Here is a 24,276-nt window from a genome sequence, read left to right as displayed (position 1 = left end):
GGCCATGCGTTCGTCCAACGCGCCGACCAATAGAACGAAGCCTGAATTGGTCTGGAGATCAATAAAGGCGTCCCATGCTGCGATAGCGAAGTCGTATTGAGGCAATCGCATGAGCGGCGGGAGCGCGGCCTTGATGCGCTCCCGCTCGCGATGAATGTGCGATTAGAAGATCTTGACCGCGCTCTCCAGCGTCTTCCACACACCCCAAGCCAGGGGAACGCCGACGAAGGCCCAGAACAGCGCCGCCTTGGCGTCGAGCCCGCCAAAGCCGATGCCGTAGGAGCCGTGCGGCCCCGCGGCTGCAGCGCTGGCGCTCGCCGCCTGCAACTTGGCGACATCGGCGTCCTTCATGTGCCACTTCGAATCCACCGGCTTGATCAAATAGTTGCAGATCAGGCCCGCGACCAGCATCGCACACAGGATGTACATGGTGGTGTTGTAGAGCTGGTCGCGCGGCACGCCGGCCGCGAGCTGGAACTCGCGGATGTAGTTGACCACGACGGGGCCGATGATGCCCGCTGTCGACCACGCCGTCAGCAGCCGGCCGTGGATGGCGCCGACGAATTGGGTGCCGAACATGTCGGCCAGATAAGCCGGCACCGTGGCGAACCCGCCGCCATACATCGACAGGATGATGCCGAAGCCCACCACGAACAGCAGCTTCGAGCCGATCGCGGCAAACGTCGGCGCCAGCGCGTAGAGCACGATGCCGAGGATGAAGAACGTGTAGTAGGTGTTCTTGCGTCCGATCTTGTCCGACAGCGAGGCCCAGAAGAAGCGGCCGCCGATGTTGAACAGCGACAACAATCCGGCAAAGCCCGCGGCGATCGCCGCGATCTGGGCCTTCTGCCCGGCATCGAGCGCGTTGAAGCCGACATCCGGCAGGCCGATCAGCTTGCCGCCGAAGATCTCCTGCAGCATGGGCGAGGCCATGCCGATCACGCCGATGCCGGCCGACACGTTCAGGCACAGCACCCACCAGATCAGCCAGAATTGCGGCGTCTTGTGCGCATCGTTGAGATGGACGTTGTTCTTCGAGATCATCGCGTTGGCCTTGGCCGGCGGGGTCCAGCCCTCGGGCTGCCAGCCGGGCGGCGGCAGACGATAGCGAAACGCGCCGATCATCATGAACACGAAGTAGATGACGCCCATCGCGACGAAGGTCTCCCAGACGCCGACCGAGCTCGGGCTCTTGAAGTGGTTCATCAGCAGGTTCGCCAGTGGCGCGCCGATCATGGCGCCGCCGCCGAAGCCCATGATGGCCATGCCGGTCGCCATGCCGCGGCGATCTGGGAACCATTTCACGAGCGTCGACACCGGCGAGATGTAGCCGAGGCCGAGGCCGATGCCGCCGATCACGCCCGAACCCAGCCACAACAGCCAGAGCTGATGGGTGTAAACTCCGATCGCACCGAGGAAGAGACCGCCGCACCAGCAGAGCGCCGAGACGAAGCCCGCCTTGCGCGGGCCGACGCGCTCCAGCCAGCCGCCCCAGACCGCAGCCGCGATACCGAGCAGCACGAAGAACAGGGTGTACATCCATCCCATGCTGGCGACCTTCCAGTCGCAGCTGGTCGTGAACAGCTCCTGCCACAGCGACATGTCCGGGCAGGCCTTCGGCGCCGTGATGCCGATCGCGCGCGACAGCGGCAGCCAGAACACCGAGAAGCCGTAGGCCATGCCGATGCACAGATGGATGCACAGCGCCGCCGGCGGCACCAGCCAGCGATTGAAACCGGCCGTCGCGATCGTGCGTTCACGATCGAGGAAGCCGGGAGCACCAACCGGTGCAAGAACAGTGTCAGCAGTCGACATAAGCATTACCTCCCAAGCGCGGCCTTGCCGGCACATCGGTTTGAGACCGGGCGTGCGTGCTTGGCAGCCGCGCATGACAGGTCGGACTTCATGTCGAAGTGGAATCGTCTGGCGCGCATCGCGTCATGCGCGCCAAGCAAGCAGCTGATCGCGTGTGATATCCCCTTCACTCCGCAAGCAGCATTGCAGCGACGGCTATCGCGCCCTCATCCCCCTCAACACCCTGTCTTGAGATGAGCAATGCGCGTGCCAGAAGTCGCATCGTGATGATTCAATGACTTCCCGCAGTGCAATGTGCCACGCCGGACAGAATGTCCTGAGCCCTTCGGACAAAATGTCCAATCAGGTCGCTTCCGGGAGCCACACCGTGAATGTACTGCCGGAACCGAGGTGGCTTTCGGCCGAGATCTGTCCGCCCTGGCGCTTGATCAGCGTCTGGCTGATGGAGAGGCCGAGCCCGGTCCCTTGCCGCCGTTTGGTGGTGTAGAAGGGATCGAATATCTTTTCGATCACCTCAGTGCTCATCCCGATGCCGGAATCAGTGACCTCGATGGCGACGCCCTGATGGCCGTCGCGCTCGGCATCGAAGGAGCGGAGCATCAGGGTTCCGCCGTCCGGCATGGCGTGGATCGCGTTGACGATGAGATTGACGAGCACCTGCTGCAGTTCGTTGCGGTTCATCAGCACGAGCCTGTCGGCGCGGTCGTCCCTGACGACGGCGATCTCGGTCTTGTTCAGAAGATGCTGCACCAGCGGCAGGCAGTCGGAGATGATGCTTGCCGGTGCATGGCGCTCGACATAGCCGGCATATTCCTCCGGCCTTGCAAACTGCAACAGCTTGGTCACGATCTGGCTGATGCGGTCAATCTGCTCGTCGAGCAGGCGAAACTCGACCTTCGCCTTGTCGGCATCGGCCCCGAACACGCTGCGGATGACGTCGAGATTGCCCTGCATCACCGCGATCGGATTGTTGATCTCGTGCGCTACGCCGGCGGTGATCTCGCCGATCGCAGCCAGCTTCTCGGACATGATGAGCTGCTTGGTGGTCGCCTCGAGCTTGAGATTGGCGTGCTCGAGGTCCCGCGTGCGCTCCCGCACGCGGACGTTCAGTTCCTCATTCCACTCCCGGAGCTGCCGGTCGCGTTCCTGGATCTGGTCGAGCAGGCTATCGAGATGGACTGCGACGCGGCCGATCTCGTCACCCAGCACCGGCATCTTGGTACGAGCGGAGAGGTTGCCGCGCTCCACTTCGGTGATGGTCGCCGTGACGCGCTCCAGCGGCATGAAAATGGAGCTCGCCCAGCGCAGGAAGATCGGTACGGTCGCGCCGGTGATGATGATGAAGGCCGCGACGATGATCACCAAAGTCTGGTATTTGGCTTCGCTGAACGGCTTCTCCAGAAAGCCGACATAGAGCATGCCGACCCGCTTGCCGTAACTGTCGACCAATGGCTCGTAGGCGGAGATGTACCAGTCATTGACCACGAAAGCGCGGTCGAGCCAGGTGCGCCCCTCGCCCAGCACGGCCGAGCGCACCGCCGCCGAGACGCGCGTGCCGAGCGCGCGGCGTCCCTCGAACAGACGGACGTTGGTCGATATCCGCACGTCGTCCAGGAACAGCGTCGCGGTGCCCTGGCTGCCTTCCGGCAGGCTCGCCGCGCGATAGACGAGATCGTTGATCGTATCGATGAATTCGAGATTCTGGTTGAGCAGCGTGCCGCCGACCAGCGCAGCGGCGCCGCCGTCAGGCAGCATCGCCCGGCTCGCCGCATGCACCACCATTCCGCGCGTCTCCGTGCTGCGGTCGGTCGGCAACGCGTTCGGCGTCTGCACGAGGTCCAGTCGCGCGCGCTCGGCCAGCGCCGGCGAAATTGCGGCGAGCTCGTCATTGCCGAAAATGTCGACGCCCGTTGCAGGGACCTCGCCCGACAGCGCCGACATGATGATCGGCCAGTCGTTTCTCGGTTGATGCTGCAGCGGCGGCGATGAGGCCAGGACATCGCCGCGATCGTTGGTCAGATACAGGAAATCCAGACCGATTTCCTTGCGGGTCTCGTCGAGCAGATCCCGCAAGGAGCCGCGCGCATCCTGTGCCAGCACCTCGTGGAATCGAGCCGACAGGCCGAGCGCCCTGAGCTGGACGCCGGTCTTCTCCAGGATGCGGGCGAGATATTGGTGGGCGATGGTGAGATCGCCGTTCACCTTGGAGATCAAGGTCGCGTCGAATTTCGCGTTCCAGCGGTAGATCGCAACGCCGAGCAGCAGCGGCAGGATGACCAGCATCGGCAGCAACGCGATCGCGAGCAGCCGGAAGCGGACGGAGCGTCTCCGCACGAGCTCGCCGCTGCGGCCCGCGGCATCAGACATCCCACAACGCGCATTTGCGGTCGATGGTCTTGCGCGAGATACCGAGGCGCCGAGCCGCCTCCTCGCGATTGCCGTTGACCTCCTTCAGCACGCCAAGAATGTGACGGCGCTCGAGCTCCGCGAGGCTGTCGGCAGGCGCCGACTGACCGTCGTTGCGGGGACCGGCGAAATCGTCGGGGAAGGCGCCGAGGATCAACGTGCGCTCGATCAAATTGCGCAGCTCGCGCACATTGCCCGGCCAGTCGTAGCTCGCGAGCGCCGCCCGCACCGAGGCGTCGATCGGCACCGGCGGCATGCCGAGCTGAACCGACAGCTTGCTCATGAAGATGGCGGCAAGCTCCTGCACGTCGTCGCCGCGATCCTTCAGGAGTGGCAGGCGAATCTGCATGACGTTGAGCCGGTAGAACAGATCGGCTCGGAAACGGCCCCTCTCGACCTCCTTCTGAAGCTCGGCATTGGTCGCGAAGATGAAGCGCAGGTCGACCGGAACTTCACGCTCGGAGCCAACGGGGCGGACGCGGCGGTCTTCGAGCACGCGGAGCAGCTTGCTCTGCATCGGCAACGGCAGCTCCCCGATCTCGTCGAGGAACAGCGTGCCGCCATGCGCATAAAGAAACAGACCCTCGCGCCCCGAATCGGCGCCGGTGAAGGCGCCCTTGATGTGCCCGAACAGCTCGGCCTCGATCATCTCGGGCGGGATCGCCGCGCAATTCACGGGCACGAACGGCTTGTCGGCGCGGTCGGACAGCGAGTGGATCGAGCGCGCGGCCACTTCCTTGCCGGTGCCGGATTCGCCGGTGAGCAGAACCGAGGTCGGCAGGCGCGCGACGCGTGCGATGGTCTCACGTACGCGCAGCGTCGCTGCCGACTGTCCAATCAGATTGTCGCGCAGAAAGGTGCGGTCGGACGAGGCACGCAAAGCATAGCGCAGGACATAGTTCTCGCGCTGGAGGCGGACACGATCGAGGCATCGCGCCACCGCGTTGAGGATCTGGTTGGAGCGGAACGGCTTGAGGACGAAATCGGCCGCACCGGCGCGCAGCGCCTGGATCGCGGTGTCGAGGTCTGCATAGGCTGTGATCAGGATGGCGTCGGCGAAAAAGCCGACGGCGCGCTGCTCGGCGAGCCAATCGACGCCATTCTTGCCGGGCATGATGTTATCGAGAATGACGACGTCGTAGCGGTTGGAATCGAGCTTGCGCGAGGCCTGATCGGTATCGGCCGCCTCGTCCACCAGCTTGCAGCGCGGCCCAAGCGTGCGCACCAGGAAGTTCCGCATGCCCGGCTCGTCGTCGACGATCAGGATGGAGGCCTGTGCCAGCGCGCTGAACTCCGGCCCTGCAGCCGTCTTGCCGGGCTTGACGGCAGGCTCGCGGCCCGCCGCGGGATTTGCGGCTGCGCTTGCCCTCGATGTTGAGAAAGTCATGCCCGATGTCTTAGGTTAGAGATCATCCACCGCAATAATCGGCGCCCTTCGCGTTGCAGCGAAACTCCGGCCGTCCCCGGCGCAACATAGTCAAACGTCGCCGCCGTGAATATTCGCCTTTCTACGGGGCGTCGCTCTTTTCGACCAAGAACACGATGCGCGCCTCGTTGCGCTCGGTGATCTCGACCTTGTCGCCGGTCTCGCGAATCAAGTTCGGAATGTCAATCACCGACAAGGGATCGGTGCAGTGAACTTCGAGCTGATCACCCGGCTGCAAAGGCTTCAGCGCCTTGCGCGTCTTGAGGGCGGGCAGCGGGCATTTCAGTCCGGTGAGATCGAGCGTCGTTCTGGTCATGGGCGCAACATGGCGGGACGAAGCGATGGCGTCAACGCAAGGCCCCTAGAGCAGATCGGCATAGGACAAGAAACCTACGCTCTGTCCCGGCTCGACGCCCGTGATGCTCTCACCGAGTTCGACCAGGCCGTCGGTCTCGACCAGCGAAGACAACAGCCCCGCTCCCTCGCGCGGAAACTTGATTGCCTCGAGCGCGCCGTCCTCTCCGCGTCGCAAGGAGACGCGCACATATTCACGCCGGCCCGCCTTCTTCTTGTAAGTAAACGCCGCGCGCAACGGGATCGGCGTCAGCGGCTCCGGCAAGCCACCCGCCAGCGCCAGCACCGTCGGCCGCACCACATGGACGAACGTGACGAAACTCGCGACGGGATTGCCGGGCAATCCGATCAGCGGCGTGCCGTCGATGATGCCCATCGCCACCGGCCGGCCGGGCTTGATCGCCATCCGCCACAGCACCAGCGAGCCGATGCTCTCGACCGCGGCCTTGACGTGGTCCTCCTCTCCGGTCGAGACGCCGCCGGTGGTGAGGATCAAATCGTGGCGACCTGCAACCTGCTTCAAGCCATTCGCGAGCGAGGCACGCTCGTCGCGCAGAATGCCGAGATCGCTGACCTCGCAGCCGAGGCGGCGCAGCATCGCCATCAGCATGAAGCGGTTGGAATCGAACAGCTGCGAGGGCGCGCGCGACTCGCCGGGGGAGGCCAGCTCGTCACCGGTCGAGAATACAGCGACGCGAATGCGCCTGACCACGTCGAGCCTTGTCAGGCCGAACGCGGCGGCAAGGGCGACATGCTGCGGCCGCAAGCGCTGGCCGCCGCGGAGCGCGACGTGACCTTGCGGAATGTCCTCGCCTGCGGGACGGACATTGGCGCCGGGCTTCAGCCCAGGCGGCAGCACGATCCTGCCGGCGGCGTCGATGCGGACATCTTCCTGCATGAAGACAGTCTCCGCACCCGGCGGCATCGGCGCGCCCGTGAAGATGCGCGCGGTATGGCCAGGCTTGATCGGCGCCTGCGCAAGCCCGCCGGCCTGGATGCGGCCGTCGAGCGGCAACGCCTGCTCCGCGCCATCAGGGAGATCGGCGCTGCGCACGGCGTAGCCGTCGACGGCCGAGTTGGTGAAGGGCGGCAGCGGCAGCGGCGCCGCCACGTCGCGCGCCAGCACGCGTCCGTCTGCATCGGTGAGCGCCACCGTTTCCAGATCCGCGATCGCGTTGACGCGCGTCGTGATGAGACCAACGGCCTCGTCGACCGTCATCATCGGGCCGCCGAAGGCAAAGCAATCGTCCGACAGTTGCGCCATGGTGCCTCGTCAGCGTATCGCGGCGCTCTTCGCCACCACTTCCTCGACCGGCATCGCCGCGTGCAGCAGCAGCGCCGCCGCGCCCTCGATATCGTCGAGATGGACAGTCGGCAGCCGAGTGTCAATGGCGGTGTCGGTCGCGATCCCGGCAATCCCGGGATCGTCGGGAAACAGCAGCGGCTTGCCGTTCGCCGCGCGATGCACCTCGATCTTGCGGTGCGGCTCGCGCTTGAAGCCCTCGACCACGACGAGATCGACTGCGGACAACTTACTCAATAGTTCCGGCAGACGCGGCTCCGCGGCGCCGCGCAGCTCGTGCATCAGGGCCCAGCGGTTTGACGACGCCACCAGCACCTCGGCCGCGCCGGCCTCGCGATGCCGCCAGGAATCCTTGCCGGGCACGTCAACGTCGAACTGGTGATGCGCATGCTTGATGACGGAGACGCGCAGGCCCTGCGCGTTGAAATACGGTATCAGCCGCGTCAACAGCGTGGTCTTGCCCGCACCGCTCCAGCCCGCAAGGCCGATGACTTTCATAAACGTTCGATCTCCGCCAATGGCTCGCTCGCCGATGGAACCTCCGGCCTCTCCCCGTCATTGCGAGCGCAGCGAAGCAATCCAGAACTATATCCGCAGTGGCAGACTGGATTGCTTCGCTGCGCTCGCAATGACGAACCGAGGCATTTCGTTCTCTCCAGCGCATGCTTATATCGGCTTGAGCCGAATGTCATGCTAACCTCGCGACCATGATGAAAATCGACAAGGCTTCCGTACCCCTGATCGTCCCAGACACGGACGACCCGCGCCTGACCGAGAGCGTGACCGGCACCGACCAGACCGGCGCCAGGGTCGAGATCAAGGTGCCGATGGAGCGGCCGCTGACGCTCTACCTGAATGCCCAGGAGATCGTCACCATGATGACGATCGGCGACTATCCGGAGTATCTGGCGCTCGGCTATCTGCTGAACCAGAACATGCTGAAATATAATGACGCGGTCACCGAGGTCGAATACGACGACGATCTCCAGGTGGTGGTGGTGCGCACCTCACACCACACCAATTTCGAAGCCAAGCTGAAGAAGCGCACGCAGACCTCCGGCTGCGCCCAGGGCACCGCCTTCGGCGACTTGCTGGAAGCCGTCGAGAGCGTCGCGCTGCCGAAGGCGGAGCTGCGCACGTCCTGGCTCTACCAGATGACGCAGACCATCAACACCATGCCCTCGCTCTATCTCGAGGCCGGCGCGATCCACGGCTGCGTGCTGTGCAAGGAGGGCACCCCGCTCTGCTACACCGAGGACGTCGGCCGCCACAACGCGGTCGACAAGATCGCGGGCTGGATGTACCGCCACGGCGTCGATGCCTCCGACAAGATTCTCTATACCACGGGGCGTCTCACCTCGGAGATGGTGATCAAGACGGTCCGCATGGGCATTCCGATCCTGGTGTCGCGCTCCGGCTTCACCGCCTGGGGCGTCGATCTCGCAAGGCAGGTCGGGCTGACGCTGGTTGGCCGCACCCGCGGCAAGCGCTTCATCGTCCTCGCGGGCGAGGAGCGCATCGTCTACGACCAGGACCTCGCCTACGTCGAGGAGGAATCGGCCAAGCATAAGCGCAAGGGTGAAGGTGGTGACGACTAGTTTTCCGGCCACGAGTATTCCGCCGACTCTTGGTGTGCTGCTCGCCGGCGGTCTCGCTCGCCGCATGGGCGGCGGCGACAAGCCGATGCGTACCATCGGCGGCCGCACCATTCTGGAGCGCGTCATCGCGCGCCTTTCGCCCCAGTGCAGCGGGCTGATCCTCAATGCGAACGGAGATCCCGCGCGTTTCGCTTCCTTCGGCCTGCAGGTCGTCCCCGACGATGTACCCGGCTTTCCCGGCCCGCTCGCCGGCATCCTCGCTGCGCTGGACTGGACTGCGGCGAACCGGCCAGAGATCGAGTGGGTGCTCAGCGCCGCCGGCGATTGCCCGTTTCTGCCGCGCGATCTGGTTGCCCGCCTGCATGATGCGCGGAGCCGCGAGAACGCGCAGCTCGCCGTCGCCGCATCAGGCCACCAGCCGCATCCGGTGATCGGCCTGTGGCGCGTCGCCTTGCGCAACGAGCTGCGCCACGCCCTGGTGGACGAGGACCTTCGCAAGATCGACCGCTGGACCGCACGCTATCCGCTCGAGACGGTGACGTGGCCGGCCGAACCGCTCGATCCGTTCTTCAATGCCAACACGGTCGAGGACATCGCCGAGGCCGAGCGGCTGGCGGCACTGGATGACGCGGCCCGAAGCGGGTTCAGGGGCCGTTGAACCGATCCGAGGAAAGGAGCGACCACAGGTCTAGACATTCCCGGATGAGCCATGACCGCCCCTCTCCTGAATACCATCTTCGAATTCGTCGATTGCGCATTCGATCTCTCTGAGACGATCGATTACACGAGACAACTCAGCAAGCCTGAGATCGTCGAAGTCCCGCCCGATCCGAAGCCGCTGCCGCCCGCCGCAAGGCGTGCGCTCGCCGAAGCCGAGGAGCGTGAGTGCGCCGCTCAAGTCGCCAGCGGCACCGATCAGGCGTCGCATCGATAGTCCAGCTGATATCTATGCGGGCCGGAAGCCTGCCCGCGCCAGCGCAGCCCGTGCCTCATCCGAGCCGAGCGCGTCGAGAAAAGCCTGCACCGCCGGCCGGTCCTTGCGCGCGGTCACCAGCGCGAAGTCATAATGCTCTTCCGCAAGCGGAATGAAGCCGAGGCCGGCCGCATCGGCGACCGGCGCAATGGTCATGCCCCAGTCGGCGCGGTGCTGCGCCACGGCGGCCGCCACCGCATTGTGCGAGCGCGGCTGGTTCCAATAGCCTTCCGGGCGCGCGCCATCGAGCAGCCGATCGATCAGGATACGCGTCCCGGCGCCCTGGTTGCGGTTGACCATGATGCAGGCGGGATCAGTGAGCGCCGCGGCAATTGCGTCCTTTGCATCGACGCTTTCGAAACGCTTGTCGCCCTTGCGGAACACGATGCCCTGCATCCGCCGCCAGCCCGGCACGAGTTCGAGGCCCTCGACGAGATAGGGCGTGTTGTAGGTCTCGGTTCTGTCGTCGAACAGATGAATCGGCGCGAGATCGCATTCACCGCGCTTTGCGGCTGCAAGTCCGCCGAGGCTGCCGACCGCAATCGAGCGCACGGTGAGGCCGGCATGCGCAAGTTTTGCGGTGACGAGATCGAGGCCGGTGCAATGGCTGCCGACGATGACAAGATCGGGCACGCGCACATACGGCGTGAACAGCGTCACCTCGGCTTCAGTCCCGGCCGGCATCTGATCCGCCAGCGCATCGATGCGCAGAAAACCGTCGGCCTGCGCAAATGACGTGATCGCGCCAGAACCCTTGCCGGTGGGATAGGCGATCAGGCCATCCCTGCCCTCGACCAGCGCGACCATCACGAATTCGGAGCGGCCGAGCTCGGAGGCAATGCGCACCGGCACGGTTGCGTTCACCTTGGCGTCGGAGCGCGGCGGCAGTCCGGCCATCCTGCGCAGCACCGGCACGATCATGTCGTGGAAGGTGAACATCGCCGAGGTGGGAAAGCCCGGCAGGATTACCACCGGCTTGCCGTCGCACACCGCAAGGCACAGCGGCTTGCCGGGCTTGAGCGCAACACCATGCGCGACGATGCCGGGCTGGCCGAGACGGCCGATGATGCGGTGGGACAGATCGCCCGCACCTTTCGATGTGCCGCCCGACAGCACCAGCATGTCGGCGTCCGCCAGCGCGCGGCGCATGGCGGCTTCGAGCTTGGCCTCATCGTCGGGAATGGCGCCGTGGAAAACCGCCTCGCCGCCATTCTCGTCGATCGCAGCAGTGACGATCGCACCATTGGTGTCGTGGATTTCCGCGGGCGCGAGCACCTCGCCCGGCTGCACCAATTCGTCGCCGGTGGAGATGATGGCTACAACCGGCTTGCGCGCCACAGTCACCTCGGCGATGCCGCAAGCGGCCAGCATGCCGATCTCGCGCGAGCCGATGATCGTGCCGGCGCGCAGCAGCGCTTCGCCGCGCGCGATGTCGGATCCGGCGTAGGAGACGAATTGCCCCGGAGACGTGGCACGACGGACCTCGATCGCATCCGACCCGGCCGGTTGGGTGTGCTCGACCATGACGACGGCATCGGCACCACGCGGCAGCGGGCCGCCGGTGGCGATCGCCGTTGCGGTTCCAGCTGCCACTTGCAGCGCTGGCGCGGTGCCGCAGTGGATGGTTTCGCAGTTCAGCCCGAGCCGAACAGGCTTGCCTTCGCCCGCCGCGACAACATCCGCCGAACGCACGGCAAAGCCGTCGACATTGGAGCGGTCGAACGGGGGAACATCGATCGGAGCCGTGACGTCTGCAGCGAGCGCCGCACCGAGTGCGTCGGCGAGCTTGCGCATCTCGGTCGGAAGCGCGCGCGGGAACAGCGCCGCCTCGAAGCGTGCCAGCGCTTCCTCCCGTGACAGGATCTTGAGGAATTGCTCCTGTTCGAGCGCGCTGCGCTCTTGCGATCGCGGAATCATCGTCATGCCGGAACCCATATCATTCCCGCACCAGATAAGCACCGACCGGCGTGCCCGCCGCGAATCCCTCGTGGCTGGCGGGGACGAGCAGCCATGCATCGGCACGGGCCATCGCCTGGAGCGGCCATTCGCCCACGGCAAGCGGCATCCACGCCTGATGTTCCAGTGACAGCAGGGCCATTTCGGCGATGCCGACACCGGATGCGATTTTACGCGCGAGAGGCAAGGTCACATGCCGGCGCGGCCAGCGCGCGGACAGGTGGTCGATGAGCGGCACCACGAGCGCGAGCCAGGCCGCAAGCGCATGATCGGGCGAGCCGGGCAAGGCAACCACGGGAATCCGCCCGAGCCGCCCGACCGCGGCGGTGCGTCCGGGCTGGAGCGCAAGGCCATGGGCCAGCACCTCGCCGCGCCGGGCCAGCGCCATGACGGCGGCATCCCGGCGGCCGACGCCGCTGCCCCCCACCGTCAGCAGCAGATCACAAGAGGAAGCATCGAGCATATCGGCGATCGATGCCTGATCGCGTGCACCGGCTTGGCGCGTTTCCACAGCCAGTCCCGCTGCATGCGCGATCCCGGCAATCATATCCATCGTTGCCGTTGCGCCCGGCACATTGACGATGCGCAGCCGGGGCCGCCGCACGCCGAGTTTATCCAGACCCGCGACACGCGCGAGCAGCAGATCAGCCGCACCGACCGGATCACCCTCGAGGCCGGCAGGCATGCGTTCCGCGATGTCGCTGCCGGCGCGCCTGACGCCCTGCCCTGGCACGCCCTCCGCCAGTACCTGCACGAGCGGCCCCGACATCTCAACGGCGTCGGCATCGAGCACACAATCGCATCCCGCCGGCATCGCTTCGCCGGCCTCGACCCAAGGCGGCGCTTTCGTCAAAGGCAGTGGCGAATAAGAGGAGGCGCCGACGAGGTCATTGGCGCAGACGGCCCAGCCGTCCGCGGTGGCAATGTCGTGCGGTGGATGGGCCGCAAGCAGCGGCGCGCCCGCCGCGATGCAACCGGCCGCGGCGGCCAGTGGCAACTCCACCGGTGCAAGCGGCTCTAGTCCGTTCAACAACGCGGCGAGCGCGATCTCGAGCGGCGTCAGCGATGGCGGCAGGCGCTGGGTCATGCGCCATGATGGACCATGCATCGCCCGCTTTGGCAACCGCCGGCGATGCGAGCCTCAACCGCCCGACCGGTCCGAATTCGGGAAGAACAGCTGCTGCCCGTCGACCTTGTAGCCGGCGATCGCCGCCTGCCCCTCCGGCGAGGTCAGCCAGTCGATGAAGCTCTGCGCGAGATCCTTCTTCACCTCCGGAAACTTCTCGGGGTTCACCAGCATCACGCCGTACTGATTGAGCAGCCGCCGGTCGCCTTCGACGACGATGTCGAGATCGCCGCGATCCCTGAACGCGATCCAGCTGCCGCGTTCCGACAGCACATAGGCATTGGCGGCACGCGCGGCGTCGAGCGCCGAGGTCACGCCCTGCCCTGCCTCGCGATACCAGGCGCCCTTGGCAGCGGCGATGTCGATGCCGGCGACGATCCAGAGCGCGAGCTCCGCGGCGTGGGTGCCCGACCGATCGCCGCGCGTCACGAACGGCGCGCCTTTGGCTTCGATCGCCTTCAGCGCCGTCACGATGTCCTTGCCCTTGACGCCCGCGGGATCGCTCTTCGGCCCGACCAGCACATAGTCGTTGTACATCACGTCGAAACGCTTCACGCCAAAGCCGTCGGCGACGAATTTCTCCTCCTGCGGCCGCGCGTGCATCAGCACGACGTCGGCTTCGCCCCGTCGCGGCCCGTTGAGCACCTCGTCGGCGCGCCGCGCGATCACGGTCACCTCGATGCCGGCCTTGTCCTTGAAGATCGGCAGCAGATAGTCGAGCAGGCCGGAATCCTGCGTCGATGTGGTCGACGCCAGCACGATCGCGCGGTCCTCCGCGGATGACGCCGCAACGCCAGCGGTGAGGCCGCAGAATAGCGCTAATGCAACGGACAGGCGGCCCATGATCAGGTTCCCATTGAATAAGGCGTGGTCATGATGGCGAGCGATTACGCCGCACTCGTGACGCATTTGCTGCGCTCCCGCTCCGCAATCGGGAAATTTCGGCAAAGCGCGCACGCTTGAGATCGTTCACCAAAGCAGAAATCGCGCATGCGGATGTGTTGCAAAGCAGCGAGATGTTCGGGCATGGTTCCCGCGGACAAAAATCTGAAATGCAGAATTCCACCTGCGTCGGACGTCAAAAAGAAGCAAGAATTTGCATAGGAATGCAGGATGGAATTCCTGACGACCAGCGAAGCCGCCGATTACCTTCGGCTCGGCGAACGCAAACTATACGAACTCGTCACCACCGGTGCGATCCCCTGCACCAAGGTGACCGGGAAGTGGCTCTTCCCGCGGCACGAGCTCGATCTCTGGGTGCTGTCGGGCCTCGCGCGTCCGGCCGGCATGCTGATCGCGGAGCCGCCGCCGGTCGTGGGCGGCAGCCAGGACGAACTGCTGAATTGGAGCCTGCGCGAGTCCGGCTCGGGCCTGGGATCGATGAATGAGGGCAGCGTGCGCGGGCTTGAGCGCTTGCAGCGTAACGAGGTGATGGCGGCGGCGGTGCACTTCCACGGCCTGGATGCTTCCGACGATCTCGCCGGCGATGCCAATGTCGAAGCGCTGCGCGCAGCTCCCGACCTGCATGATGCAGTGCTGGTGGCGTTCGTGCGCCGCGAGCAGGGTCTGGTGCTGCCGCAGGGCAATCCCAAGCAGCTGCACGGCCTGACCGACGTGCTCGCGCTCGGTGCCAGGATGGCGATGCGGCAACAGGGCACGGGCGCGCAGATGCTGCTCGACGTGCTGCTGAAGCGCGCGGGTGCTTCCACACGGGACTTGCGCCGGGCCGAGGCGCCGAGCCTGACCGGTCCGGACCTTGCCGAGATGGTCCGCGCCGGCCAGGCCGATTGCGGCATCGCGACCCGCGCCACGGCGCGCTCGGCCGGGCTCGATTTCGTGCCGCTGGTCTGGGAGAACTTTGACCTCGCGATGCGGCAGCGCAGCTATTTCCGCCCGGCCATGCAGGCCCTGCTCCGCTTCCTGGACGAACGGCGGCTGCGCCAGCGCGCCGAGGAGCTGACCGGCTATGATCCCTCAGGCGCAGGACAGATCCGCTTCGCAGCCTGACATTGACGCCCGCCCCAAAATAGTTGCAAAAGAAACCAATTCAGCCGGGCCAAACCCGGCAAAAAGCAACACCGGCCAACGCGCCGGATCAGGGGAGGACAAGCGTGAATCCAACCAGATTTGGACTACCGGTCGCAGCCGCCTTGACGGCGGCGCTGATGTCGGGCCCCGCAATGGGGCAGGTTTCCGACGACGTCGTCAAGATCGGCGTGCTCACCGACATGAACGGCCCGGCCTCCGCGCCGACCGGCCAGGGCTCGGTGACGGCGGCGCAGATGGCGATCGACGATTTCGGCGGCAAGGTGCTCGGCAAGCCGATCAGCGTCGTGATCGGCGACCATCAGCTCAAGGCCGACATCGGCGCCTCGCTCGCGCGGCGCTGGTTCGACGTCGACCAGGTCGATCTGATCGTCGACGTGCCGGTCTCGGCGGTCGGGCTCGCGGTGCAGAACATCGCCAACGAAAAGAAGCGGCTATTCATCACCCACTCCACCGGCACCGCGGATTTCCACGGCAAGTTCTGCTCGCCTTACGCGATCCAGTGGGTGTTCGACACCCGCGCCCTCGCCGTCGGCACCGCGGATGCGGTGGTCAAGCGCGGCGGCGACAGCTGGTTCTTCATCACCGACGACTATGCCTTCGGCCATTCGCTGGAGCGTGACGCTTCCGCGGTGGTCACCGCCAATGGTGGCAAGGTGCTGGGCTCGGTGCGGCCGCCGCTGGCAACGCCTGATCTCTCCTCCTTCGTGCTGCAGGCGCAGGCCTCCAAGGCCAAGATCATCGGCATCGCCGCCGGTCCCCCCAACAACATGAACGAGATCAAGACCGGCTCGGAGTTCGGCGTGTTCAAGGGCGGCCAGCAGATGGCGGCGCTGCTGGCGCTGATCACCGATATCCACGGCCTCGGCCTGCAGGCCGCGCAAGGCCTCTTGCTGACCACGTCGTTCTACTGGGACATGGACGACAAGACCCGCGAATGGTCGAAGCGCTACTTCGCCAAGATGAACAAGATGCCGTCGATGTGGCAGGCCGGCGTCTATTCCAGCGTCATGCACTATCTCAACGCCATCAAGGACAGCGGCACCGACGATCCGCTCAAGGTCGCCGCAAAAATGCGCGAGAAGCCGATCGAGGATTTCTTCGCCCGCAACGGCAAACTGCGCGAGGACAATCTGATGGTGCACGACCTCTGGCTGGTGCAGGTGAAGACGCCGGAGGAGAGCAAATATCCGTGGGACTATTACAAGATCCTCACCACGATCTCCGGCGACAAGGCGTTCGGTCCGCCGGACCAGGCGTGTCCGCTGGTGAAGAAGTGACGATGGCGAATGGCGAATAGGGAGTAGCGAATGGAGACGTTTCCATTCCCTACTCGCAACTCGCCATTGCTACTTCACCACACCGATCTCGCGAAAATACTTCATCACGCCGGGATGAATCAGCTCCGGCCGCGGCGCGGCCGCGACTGTGTTCGACGCCGTGGTCTCGCAGGCCTGGGCAAGCTTCTTGCAGAAATTCGCCTCAACGCCGTGCAGAGTCTTCGCCAGGCGATAGGCGACATCATCAGGCAGATCCTCGCGCGTCAGTACAAAGCTCCACGACCCCAGCGAGGCGATCGGCGCGTCCTGTTTTGGATAGCTGCCCGCCGGCACCAGCAGCGGCTTGAGGAACGCATGCTTGGCACGGATGCGCGCGATCTCTTCAACGCTGGGCGCGATGAAGCGTGCGCCGGACGCGCTCGAGGCGACCGCGGCAAAGCCGGGCCAGCCGATGCCGGCGCCCCAGAGCGCTGAGACGCGACCGTCCTCGACCATCGCGGGGCCGTCGCCGGCGCGGTCGAGATAGACGGCCTTGAAGTCCTCGTCCTGCTTCAGCCCGAGTCCATCCAGCACGTAGCGCGCCAGGATCGGCAGGCCCGAGCCCTTGGCGCCGAACGCGACCGGCTGGCCGACGAGATCGCGGATGGTCCTGTAGGGACTGTCCGCGCGCACCACGAACATGCCGGGGTTGGAATAGATCGCGGTGAGGATCTTCAGCCGCACAGGTGCGCGGCCGATGCCGGCAAAGGCCTCGTAGGCCGGCTCGCCCGCAACCAGCGCGAGATCGAGCTCGCCCTTCTCGAGCAGCGGGATGTTCTCGTTGCTGCCCTTGGTGTTGCGCGGCGCGATGGAGATTTGCGGATCGGCCGCGTTCATCACCTCCGCGAAGGCGTTGCCATAGAGCGGAAAGCCGCCGCCGGGCGTCGCGGTGCCCAAGCTGAGTGTGATGGTCGAAATGGCCGTGCCTCCGGTTTGCGCAGCGGCGGGACCTAGGAGCAGCGCCGCGCTGATGAGGATCAATGCGAATCTCATGGTCGTCCCTGACGGACCTGCCCAACACCGACTTGAGTGACGATGTAGGCAGCGGCCCGATTTTGTGAAAGCATGCCCTTCAACGACAATAGAACAATGGGAGGCGTCATGTTGCGAAATTTGCGGTGCGGTGTTTTCGGGCTCGCAATCCTCTTGGGTCTTTTCAGCACCACGCCTCCCGCTTCCGCCGCCTATCCCGACCGCCCCGTGCATTGGCTGATCGGCTTTTCCGCCGGCGGCCCGGTCGACATCGTGGCGCGGATCATGGCGCAGTGGCTGTCGGACCGGCTCGGCCAGCAGTTCATCGTCGAGAACCGCACCGGCTCCGGCGGCAACATCGCCGCTGCGGCTGCGATCAACTCGCCGGCCGACGGCTACACGCTGCTGTTCGTCGCACCCAACAACGCGATCTCGACCTCGCTCTACAAGAAGCTGCCGTTCGACTTTTTGCGCGACACCACGCCCGTGGCCAGCATCATGCAGCTCACCAACATGCTGGTCGTCTCCAACGCGTTCCCGGGAAGACGGTTCAGGAGTTCGTCGACTACTGCAAGGCCAATCCGGGAAAGATCTCCTTTGCCTCGTCCGGCAACGGCACCTCGGTGCACATGTCGGCGGAGCTGTTCAAGGTGCTGACCAAATGCGACATGGTGCACGTGCCCTATCGCGGATCTGCGATTGCCTTCCCCGACATCATCTCCAACAAGGTGCAGCTGATCTTCGACAACCTGCCCTCCGCGCTGGAGCAGGTGAAAGGCGGCAATGTCCGCGCGCTCGGCGTGACCTCGCCGCAGCGCTGGCCGAGCGTGCCCGACGTGCCCGCGATCGCCGAGACCGTGCCGGGCTTCGAATCGGTCGGCTTCTACGGCATCTCCGCGCCGAAGGGCACGCCGAGCGAGGTGATCGAGATCCTCAACAAGGCCGTCGGCGAAGCGCTCAAGGACCCGAAGCTGGTCGCGCGCCTCACCGAAGTCGGCGGCCTCCCCAAGCCGATGACGCCGGCCGAGTTCGGCAAGCTGGTCGCGGGCGAGACCGAGAAGTGGAAGAAGGTGGTGGAGTTCGCCGGGGTCTCGGTGGATTAGCGAAGGGCTCTACAGCTCGCACGCAAGGCATGGGGAGGGGCCCGGACGGCCCCCTTTCCTCAAAAGTCGCAAAACAACCCCATGCACAGTAGACGGGGTCAATAATTTCAATGGGTTAGTCACGCCGAAAAACGAGCCTGCGCAAGGCAGATTTGCTTCGTCGGGCAAAACAGGGGTTCACAGGCATGACCACCGATTTCGGTCCTTCGAAAGTGAGCCGCGGCGCCGCGCCGGCGTTCCCATCCGCCTGCGCCAGCATTGCACCCCCGCCCCCATCCCTGTAAACGAACCGCGCACCGTTGCCGGCCGCGTTCCCGCGAGCTGCCTCGCGGCGGGGCCTGTAGCTCAATGGTTAGAGCCGGCCGCTCATAACGGTCTGGTTGCAGGTTCGAGTCCTGCCGGGCCCACCAATGAAATCAGTGGCTTACAGAGTTCCCAATTGTTCGGTGCAATGATCGTCCCGCATGCCAATCGCTGTCTCTAACAGCCAAAGCTATTCTCTACTTCGCTGCTCGTAAGCGACGCTTCGGCGGGCTTATTCTCCCGGGGCCGCTTGTGAGGACTGCTTGCAGATTGGCTAGCGCAATCTCAGCCGCACCAGACCTTCATCGAAGTGCGTAGATCCACGTTATGAGCGGCCGAGGCGTTTTTTTGAAATCACTCGGCACCTCTCTCGCATTCGTGCGATCGCAGAGAGCGTGGTGAAGTGTTTGCCCGCGATGAGTTCGACTTCTAGACGCCCCTTTGCAACTCAAGTCGCCAACCCTCGTGATGCTGTTCCGATTGACGAAAGCACTCAATACGACTCCCAGCAGAATCTTGAAGCAACTCGAGGCTGATCTCGGAGCGGATTAGTGCGTCCGCCTAAACGATGCATTCGTTGTGGGATGTTGAGCGAACTTCGAAGCGTTGGGACTGCTCTGCAAATGACTGGACATTGCTAGCCGAGATCAAGATATCTCACTCTGCGAGGACGCACAGACTACCTACAACCATACCTGCGCGCCCCGGGAATCAACTTTGTGATAGGCTCTCTTCCTCGTCGGCCACCTTTTCAACCCCTACGGGTACTGATATCACTTTCGCCGTTTGGCTAAATATTCCGAAAGTTGAGCTGAAGACCTGAATAATGCATTCATGCAAGCCACCGAAGAAGGCGCTCAAGAAATGGCTAGAGGGCTACCCCACTGAAGAGGGCAACTACGGTCATTTGCTTCTAGAGCAGAAAACGCCTGCGAACCAAGCGCTCTACGACGAGTTAATCCCGTATTTCGAATCCGCTCATCTCGATGCAAGGCAATGCTTTCACAAGCTCGCGCGCATCAGCCTCCATCCAGACGACGGTGAGGTTGGCTGTGATGCGCAGTATCCCTGCGCGCTCCCTCTGACCGCGCGAAAGGGACTATTCGGGGAAGTTATGTCCGGCATGGCAACGGAAGCCTACGATTTTGTAGGAAAACATGAGTGGCTAGTGCCAGTATTCCTCTTTCGCAATCATGAAGATGCCGGACAGTACATATACACGCTGAACCGCGATCCCAGGCGAACAAGGGAGGTTCTCGGGCGCAAAGGAGACGACTTCATTGCGATCGTTATCAATGAGGAAGGTCGCGTAACGCGCTTTATCGCGGGCGAGGCCAAATGGCGTGGCATCTGGACGTCTTCGGTCGTGGATACGGTTATGCTGGGTCCGAAAGTGGATGACCCCGCCGGCAGCTCTAGGAAGGTCCACAACAACAAAGGCGTATGGTTTGAGATCAATCGCGCCCTTCCGGTGCCGCTGGGGCTGGAGCAGCTTCACGCCATATTGGAAGAGTGCGAACCTCAAAAGTATGCGTCAGTCATTGCTTCGCTTGACCGAATATTGGCGCACCGGAATCCCGACCCGGTGGAGCGCACCGATCTGATCCTCTTGGCAGGCGGGCCGGCCGCCACACGAGAGCCGCGTCATCCGTTAATCCCATGGGAGGAAATGCCCGAGGAATACACGGCGGGCCGGGACCTGCAGGTGGTCGAGTTGATCATCAAGGACGGCGATAGCCTAATCGACGCCATCTATGGCGGGCTCTGGGCGAAAGAGCCAGTGCATGCCTGAGTTCGATCAGCAACGAATTGAGTTGGCTCGCGCGATACAAGTTGATCTTGCTCAGGAGCGCACACTGAGCCGTTTGCAAGCTAGGTCGTTTGTCCGCTGCCTGCAAACCGACTGGGACGTAGAGGTCATACGGTGGACCGACGAGAACTCTTCTGTAGTGCTACAGCAGGCCCGCCAACTGATCCGTGCAGGGAAGGTGCTCTCCACGGTGGAAGGAGGGAGTATCGAGGAGGCAACGCTCGCGTTCCGAAGAGCCGGCGAATTGCTGGAATGGCTGGCGCGCGCAAGAGATTCTGTCGGCGCGGAGATTCCCACAGCGCTGATCGCTGCGGGGTGCTACCAGCTTGGTGGCTTGCCGGCGATGGCCTCCGGACTTCTCCGTCAGGTCAAGCCAGACGACCGAGGTTCGCGTTTGTTCGCTGACTTTTTCAAGGCGGACTTCGATTCAGTCCTGTGGCGCGTCGCACGCTTTTGGAAAGAACATCGCGACCTCACGGTCCGCGGGGCGGAACGCCTCTTTTTCGGCGAGGGAACATTTGAAAGTGTGGAGTGGTTCGGAACCGTTGAGCTTGTCCGGTGCATAGGCCTCGCCTCGCAAACCCTGCGTCGTGGAGAGGTCACGAGGTTTGAAGCCGCCCTGGATCGGCTTCGTGACGTAGAACGGCTACTTCTTAGGACGTCCCCCGACGACGTGGCCCTCCTCGCCTTCTTTCTGCGTTCGGCATGTGAGCGGTATGGAAAATCCTCTATCTATACTCCGCTCAGGCAACTTGGTCTTCTCAACATGGATCGACTGCGCGACGTCAATCAGTTCGCCAGGAAGCAGTATGCGAGGGGACGGGGCATTCTCTGGCAATCACAAAAGCAAGGTATCGATAGGCTGCTGAGTAACTCATCATTTGCGCTTTGCACCCCTACGGGTTCTGGCAAGACGCTTGTGGCAAATCTCGCCATCCTCAAAGAGCTGCTGATCCTCAGAAGCCAAGGCGATACGGCGCCCCTTGCTCTTTATCTGGTCCCTTCCCGCGCCCTCGCAGGCGAGGTAGAGGCCAAGCTTGCTGGCGAGCTTGGCCGCGAGTTCGTTGTGACTGGTCTTTATGGCGGCTCCGATTGGGGCATTACGGACGCTTGGCTGACATCCGACATGCCGACCGTGCTCATCGCTACGGTTGAAAAGGCCGACGCACTCATGCGCTATCTCGGCCCGATGCTTCTTGCTCGCCTCAAACTCCTGATCGTCGACGAAGCACATCAAGTCGTCTTGGAGGATAATGAACGCGAACGAAACGCTCTAGCCGAGCATATGAACCGGGCCATCAGACTGGAGAGCTTTATATCGCGCCTCTTGGTGAGAAAGCCGGAAATCGTTCGGGTTGCTCTCACTGCCGTAGCCGGCGGCGCCGCCCATCCCGTTGCGCGCTGGATCGAGCTGAATGCGGACGCCGAGCCTGTCGGATCACACTATCGAAGTACGCGGCAGGCCCTCGGCGTGCTCGAAGTCAGCAATGGCGCTCCACGTATCGAGTTGCACCGGCTAAATGACCATCGGCTGAGCGTCCGAGGCCAAGGGCAGGTGTACATTCCGTTAAAGATCTCCCCCATGCCGAAGGCGCCGGCGGCGATCCGCAACAGTCTCAATCATTTTACGCAAAACACCATACTTTGGACGGCTCTGCACTTAGCGGACGGAGACCGGCGCATTTTGATTTCGATATCGCAGATGCCAGAGCGCACGATGGGGTGGTTTGCCGATGCATTCGGTTTGAAGGGCTGGGAGAATATTCCTGCCTTCGATCCGCCGCAGGAGGGCGATGACGCCACGCTCTTTGCCGAAGCAAGATCCGTCTGCATCGACTATTGCGGAGAGACCTCCTATGAGCTTCGCCTCCTTGATCGCGGCATCGCGAGCAACCATGGCCAGATGCCGCAACGACTCCGTCGGTTGATGGTTGCTCTGATTGAGCGGTCTATCTGTCCGATCACAGTGGCCACAGCCACGCTGACCGAGGGCGTCAATCTGCCCTTTGATATGATAATTCTACCGTCGCTCACACGAGTTGTATTCGACGTCGCAACGCAGACGCAGACCGAATATCCCATGTCGACCGCCGAGTTCCGCAATCTTTCGGGTCGCGCAGGGCGTCCAGGTACCGCGAAGGGCATGGAAGGTTTCACGCTCATTGCCCTCCCGGTCATTGCGGCCACAACAGCACCGAAGACAATTCGGCTGCAGCGGCGTCAGGCCGGCGACCGAAGGAATGAATACAACAACCTTGTCCGTAGACTGCAGGCGGAGGCCGCAGGAGTAGGTGATGCAGGCAGCCCGCTTGCCGTGCTGCTCACGGCCATTCGTGAACAGGCGCTGAATCTGCCCGGCGTGGATGACGATGATGATTTTTTCAGGTGGCTTGAGCGCATTGCGCCAGAAGATATATCTAGAGATGCAGGCAAAGCGAACCCTGCGCCAGCCGCTCGCCTTGCCGACAGGCTGGATGAGCTTGACAGCATGATCTTGTCTGCAATCGAGGAGGCAAAGGCCATCAGTCTGGAGGAAACAACGCCTGCAAACACGGAGGCGATGCTCGCCCAGCTTTGGCAAAGAACATTCACCCAAGTGTCCGCGGCCAGCGAAGCCTGGATGGAAGCAGCTTTCGTAAAACGCGGAAACGGCGTTGTGCAAACCGTCTACCCCAGCTCCGAGGAGCGCAAGCGGCTCTACGACTACGGCTATTCACCACAAGTTGGGAGACGGTTCGAGCCTGTCGCCGCAACGATGCGCGAATTGTTGGGAGATACAGGCAATTACGGCACACTTTCGAACGACGAGCGGCTGACGATTTTCGTTAAGTTGGGTGAGATGGTGGCGGATGACGGTGGCTACGGCTTTTCCGTCCGCGATACAGAAATGGGAAGAACCCTTTATGCAAACTGGCATAAGGTGCTCGCATGGTGGATGGGGATGCCCGATCAGGAAGGGCCTGAGCCCAAGGATCTTCGCGCGTGGCAAACGTTTGTTTCCGACAACCTCGAGTTCCGACTCGGTGTTTCTATCGGGGCGGTTGTGGCACGAGCTTGGTCCGAAGGCACAGACAATCCGCTTGATACGCCCACACTCGATACATGGAAGGACGTGACCGGCCTCCCATGGTTTGCCTTCTGGGCGAAGGAACTTCTGCGGTGGGGCACTTTGGACCCGTTCGTTGCTTTTGCGCTTTCATTAGGACTCGCTAGGTCGAGACCCGAAGCCGCAGAACTGCGCGCGAACTATTGGGACTGGTTGTTGGAGGAGCTCGATAGCGACCCCCGTGGCGAGGACCAGATTGACCCGCGCAACCTCCTGAGATGGTCGAGAGCACGAAAAGCACCCGAAGCGGCGGCAGTAAGACGAACGCCGATAGCCGTTGAGCTGTCCGGCACAGACGGCCGTGCAGGGCGATATTCAGTGATACCCGTCAAGTCGAAAAGTCGAATCCGATGGCTCGATGCCTCTGGATACCGGCTCGCTAGTTCACCGATTCCGGAAGATTTCCTCCAAGGCGTTTCGCAGTTCAACGACTATGACCTAGTCGTAAAAGATGGTCAGGCATCGGTCGTGCGTGTGCTCTGAATCTCGCGTCGGGCCGTGCAATCCAGCGAATCTATTATTTGAAATGAAAATGCACGAAAACAAACGAAACGCGATGATTTGCATTCTTGTCGAAAAACAAACCATCAAACCATTGATTTAGTTACACTTTTAACCTGCGACCGAGGCCGCTCGTAACGGTCTGGTTGCAGGTTCGAG

At 63.4% G+C, this 24,276-nt stretch carries 17 protein-coding genes, 1 tRNA gene and 1 pseudogene; 9 read left to right on the top strand and 10 right to left on the bottom strand.

All coding sequences use genetic code 11. The features are described from left to right. Window positions 1-162: 162 nt before the first annotated feature. The 6 genes from IVA79_RS14915 to mobB form a co-directional block, all read right to left on the bottom strand. On the bottom strand, window positions 163-1,815 hold the full coding sequence (locus tag IVA79_RS14915; protein ID WP_247553917.1) for an OFA family MFS transporter: 1,653 nt from the start codon (window positions 1,813-1,815) through the stop codon (window positions 163-165). A gap of 342 nt (window positions 1,816-2,157) precedes the next feature. Next, window positions 2,158-4,182, bottom strand: coding sequence for a cache domain-containing protein (locus tag IVA79_RS14910; RefSeq protein WP_247553916.1), 2,025 nt, complete (start codon window positions 4,180-4,182; stop codon window positions 2,158-2,160). After that, window positions 4,175-5,608 (bottom strand): sigma-54 dependent transcriptional regulator, encoded by a 1,434-nt coding sequence (locus tag IVA79_RS14905; RefSeq protein WP_247553915.1) that lies wholly within the window; start codon window positions 5,606-5,608, stop codon window positions 4,175-4,177. Before IVA79_RS14905 ends, IVA79_RS14910 begins: the two co-directional genes overlap by 8 nt. 121 nt (window positions 5,609-5,729) lie before the next feature. Further along, on the bottom strand, window positions 5,730-5,963 hold the full coding sequence (locus tag IVA79_RS14900) for a sulfurtransferase TusA family protein (RefSeq protein ID WP_028142272.1): 234 nt from the start codon (window positions 5,961-5,963) through the stop codon (window positions 5,730-5,732). 45 nt (window positions 5,964-6,008) lie between these two features. Then, the gene (gene glp, locus IVA79_RS14895; RefSeq protein WP_247553914.1) at window positions 6,009-7,265 is read right to left on the bottom strand and encodes a gephyrin-like molybdotransferase Glp; all 1,257 of its coding nucleotides are present in this window, start codon (window positions 7,263-7,265) and stop codon (window positions 6,009-6,011) included. A 9-nt stretch (window positions 7,266-7,274) separates the two neighbouring features. Next, the gene (gene mobB / locus IVA79_RS14890; RefSeq protein WP_247553912.1) at window positions 7,275-7,802 is read right to left on the bottom strand and encodes a molybdopterin-guanine dinucleotide biosynthesis protein B; all 528 of its coding nucleotides are present in this window, start codon (window positions 7,800-7,802) and stop codon (window positions 7,275-7,277) included. A gap of 209 nt (window positions 7,803-8,011) precedes the next feature. Between mobB and fdhD the strand changes: the two genes are divergently transcribed. The 3 genes from fdhD to IVA79_RS14875 are packed head-to-tail and all read left to right on the top strand — an operon-like array spanning window position 8,012 to window position 9,836. Then, window positions 8,012-8,902, top strand: coding sequence for a formate dehydrogenase accessory sulfurtransferase FdhD (gene fdhD, locus IVA79_RS14885; RefSeq protein WP_247553910.1), 891 nt, complete (start codon window positions 8,012-8,014; stop codon window positions 8,900-8,902). Further along, window positions 8,889-9,560 carry a molybdenum cofactor guanylyltransferase MobA gene (gene mobA, locus IVA79_RS14880; RefSeq protein ID WP_247553908.1) on the top strand — a complete coding sequence of 224 codons (672 nt, stop codon included), beginning with the start codon at window positions 8,889-8,891 and terminating at the stop codon, window positions 9,558-9,560. Before fdhD ends, mobA begins: the two co-directional genes overlap by 14 nt. Before the next feature lie 51 nt (window positions 9,561-9,611). Next, window positions 9,612-9,836: a hypothetical protein gene (locus IVA79_RS14875; RefSeq protein ID WP_247553906.1), complete on the top strand. Its 225-nt coding sequence runs from the start codon at window positions 9,612-9,614 to the stop codon at window positions 9,834-9,836. A gap of 12 nt (window positions 9,837-9,848) precedes the next feature. Here the strand turns inward: IVA79_RS14875 and IVA79_RS14870 are convergent, their stop codons facing one another. The 3 genes from IVA79_RS14870 to IVA79_RS14860 are packed head-to-tail and all read right to left on the bottom strand — an operon-like array spanning window position 9,849 to window position 13,800. Further along, window positions 9,849-11,798 (bottom strand): molybdopterin biosynthesis protein, encoded by a 1,950-nt coding sequence (locus tag IVA79_RS14870; protein WP_247553904.1) that lies wholly within the window; start codon window positions 11,796-11,798, stop codon window positions 9,849-9,851. Window positions 11,799-11,811: 13 nt separating this feature from the next. Then, entirely contained in the window at window positions 11,812-12,918 is a 1,107-nt protein-coding gene (locus tag IVA79_RS14865; protein ID WP_247553902.1) for a molybdopterin-binding protein, read from the bottom strand. A gap of 54 nt (window positions 12,919-12,972) precedes the next feature. Beyond that, window positions 12,973-13,800, bottom strand: coding sequence for a substrate-binding domain-containing protein (locus IVA79_RS14860; protein ID WP_247553899.1), 828 nt, complete (start codon window positions 13,798-13,800; stop codon window positions 12,973-12,975). Window positions 13,801-14,070: 270 nt separating this feature from the next. Here IVA79_RS14860 and IVA79_RS14855 point away from each other — a divergent pair, with 270 nt between their 5' ends. Together IVA79_RS14855 and IVA79_RS14850 are read left to right on the top strand one after the other, a co-directional pair. Continuing rightward, window positions 14,071-14,964 (top strand): helix-turn-helix transcriptional regulator, encoded by an 894-nt coding sequence (locus tag IVA79_RS14855; protein ID WP_247553897.1) that lies wholly within the window; start codon window positions 14,071-14,073, stop codon window positions 14,962-14,964. A 104-nt stretch (window positions 14,965-15,068) separates the two neighbouring features. Beyond that, window positions 15,069-16,283, top strand: a complete 1,215-nt coding sequence (locus tag IVA79_RS14850; protein ID WP_247553895.1) for an ABC transporter substrate-binding protein — start codon at window positions 15,069-15,071, stop codon at window positions 16,281-16,283. Between the two features lie 69 nt (window positions 16,284-16,352). Here IVA79_RS14850 and IVA79_RS14845 read toward each other — a convergent pair whose 3' ends face one another. Then, a complete protein-coding gene (locus tag IVA79_RS14845) occupies window positions 16,353-17,315 on the bottom strand; it encodes a TAXI family TRAP transporter solute-binding subunit (protein ID WP_247553892.1) in 963 nt (320 codons plus the stop codon). 108 nt (window positions 17,316-17,423) lie between these two features. Between IVA79_RS14845 and IVA79_RS14840 the strand changes: the two are divergent. The 4 genes and pseudogenes from IVA79_RS14840 to IVA79_RS14825 all read left to right on the top strand — a co-directional run bounded on the left by IVA79_RS14840 (window position 17,424) and on the right by IVA79_RS14825 (window position 24,099). Further along, window positions 17,424-18,397, top strand: a pseudogene (locus IVA79_RS14840) (tripartite tricarboxylate transporter substrate binding protein). A 334-nt stretch (window positions 18,398-18,731) separates the two neighbouring features. Continuing rightward, window positions 18,732-18,807: transfer RNA gene (locus IVA79_RS14835), tRNA-Ile, on the top strand. A 719-nt stretch (window positions 18,808-19,526) separates the two neighbouring features. Continuing rightward, a complete protein-coding gene (locus IVA79_RS14830) occupies window positions 19,527-20,492 on the top strand; it encodes an aminotransferase (protein ID WP_247553890.1) in 966 nt (321 codons plus the stop codon). Further along, a complete protein-coding gene (locus IVA79_RS14825; RefSeq protein WP_247553888.1) occupies window positions 20,485-24,099 on the top strand; it encodes a DEAD/DEAH box helicase in 3,615 nt (1,204 codons plus the stop codon). Before IVA79_RS14830 ends, IVA79_RS14825 begins: the two co-directional genes overlap by 8 nt. Window positions 24,100-24,276 lie beyond the last annotated feature (177 nt).

The sequence above is a fragment of the Bradyrhizobium sp. 138 genome (assembly GCF_023074075.1).
Classification (GTDB): Bacteria; Pseudomonadota; Alphaproteobacteria; order Rhizobiales; family Xanthobacteraceae; genus Bradyrhizobium.
Note: the sequence above shows the minus strand (reverse complement) of the source record. Positions and strands in the feature narration are given on the sequence as shown.

What these genes read in the sequence shown, in the direction of transcription:
- IVA79_RS14875 (WP_247553906.1), top strand. Translation starts at nt 9,612, where the DNA reads ATGACCGCCCCTCTCCTGAATACCATCTTCGAATTCGTCGATTGCGCA.
- IVA79_RS14900 (WP_028142272.1), bottom strand. Translation starts at nt 5,963, where the DNA reads ATGACCAGAACGACGCTCGATCTCACCGGACTGAAATGCCCGCTGCCC.
- IVA79_RS14865 (WP_247553902.1), bottom strand. Translation starts at nt 12,918, where the DNA reads ATGACCCAGCGCCTGCCGCCATCGCTGACGCCGCTCGAGATCGCGCTC.
- fdhD (WP_247553910.1), top strand. Translation starts at nt 8,012, where the DNA reads ATGATGAAAATCGACAAGGCTTCCGTACCCCTGATCGTCCCAGACACG.
- IVA79_RS14855 (WP_247553897.1), top strand. Translation starts at nt 14,071, where the DNA reads ATGGAATTCCTGACGACCAGCGAAGCCGCCGATTACCTTCGGCTCGGC.
- IVA79_RS14870 (WP_247553904.1), bottom strand. Translation starts at nt 11,798, where the DNA reads ATGACGATGATTCCGCGATCGCAAGAGCGCAGCGCGCTCGAACAGGAG.
- IVA79_RS14830 (WP_247553890.1), top strand. Translation starts at nt 19,527, where the DNA reads ATGCATTCATGCAAGCCACCGAAGAAGGCGCTCAAGAAATGGCTAGAG.
- IVA79_RS14860 (WP_247553899.1), bottom strand. Translation starts at nt 13,800, where the DNA reads ATGGGCCGCCTGTCCGTTGCATTAGCGCTATTCTGCGGCCTCACCGCT.
- IVA79_RS14915 (WP_247553917.1), bottom strand. Translation starts at nt 1,815, where the DNA reads ATGTCGACTGCTGACACTGTTCTTGCACCGGTTGGTGCTCCCGGCTTC.
- glp (WP_247553914.1), bottom strand. Translation starts at nt 7,265, where the DNA reads ATGGCGCAACTGTCGGACGATTGCTTTGCCTTCGGCGGCCCGATGATG.
- IVA79_RS14825 (WP_247553888.1), top strand. Translation starts at nt 20,485, where the DNA reads ATGCCTGAGTTCGATCAGCAACGAATTGAGTTGGCTCGCGCGATACAA.
- IVA79_RS14910 (WP_247553916.1), bottom strand. Translation starts at nt 4,182, where the DNA reads ATGTCTGATGCCGCGGGCCGCAGCGGCGAGCTCGTGCGGAGACGCTCC.
- IVA79_RS14845 (WP_247553892.1), bottom strand. Translation starts at nt 17,315, where the DNA reads ATGAGATTCGCATTGATCCTCATCAGCGCGGCGCTGCTCCTAGGTCCC.
- IVA79_RS14905 (WP_247553915.1), bottom strand. Translation starts at nt 5,608, where the DNA reads ATGACTTTCTCAACATCGAGGGCAAGCGCAGCCGCAAATCCCGCGGCG.
- mobB (WP_247553912.1), bottom strand. Translation starts at nt 7,802, where the DNA reads ATGAAAGTCATCGGCCTTGCGGGCTGGAGCGGTGCGGGCAAGACCACG.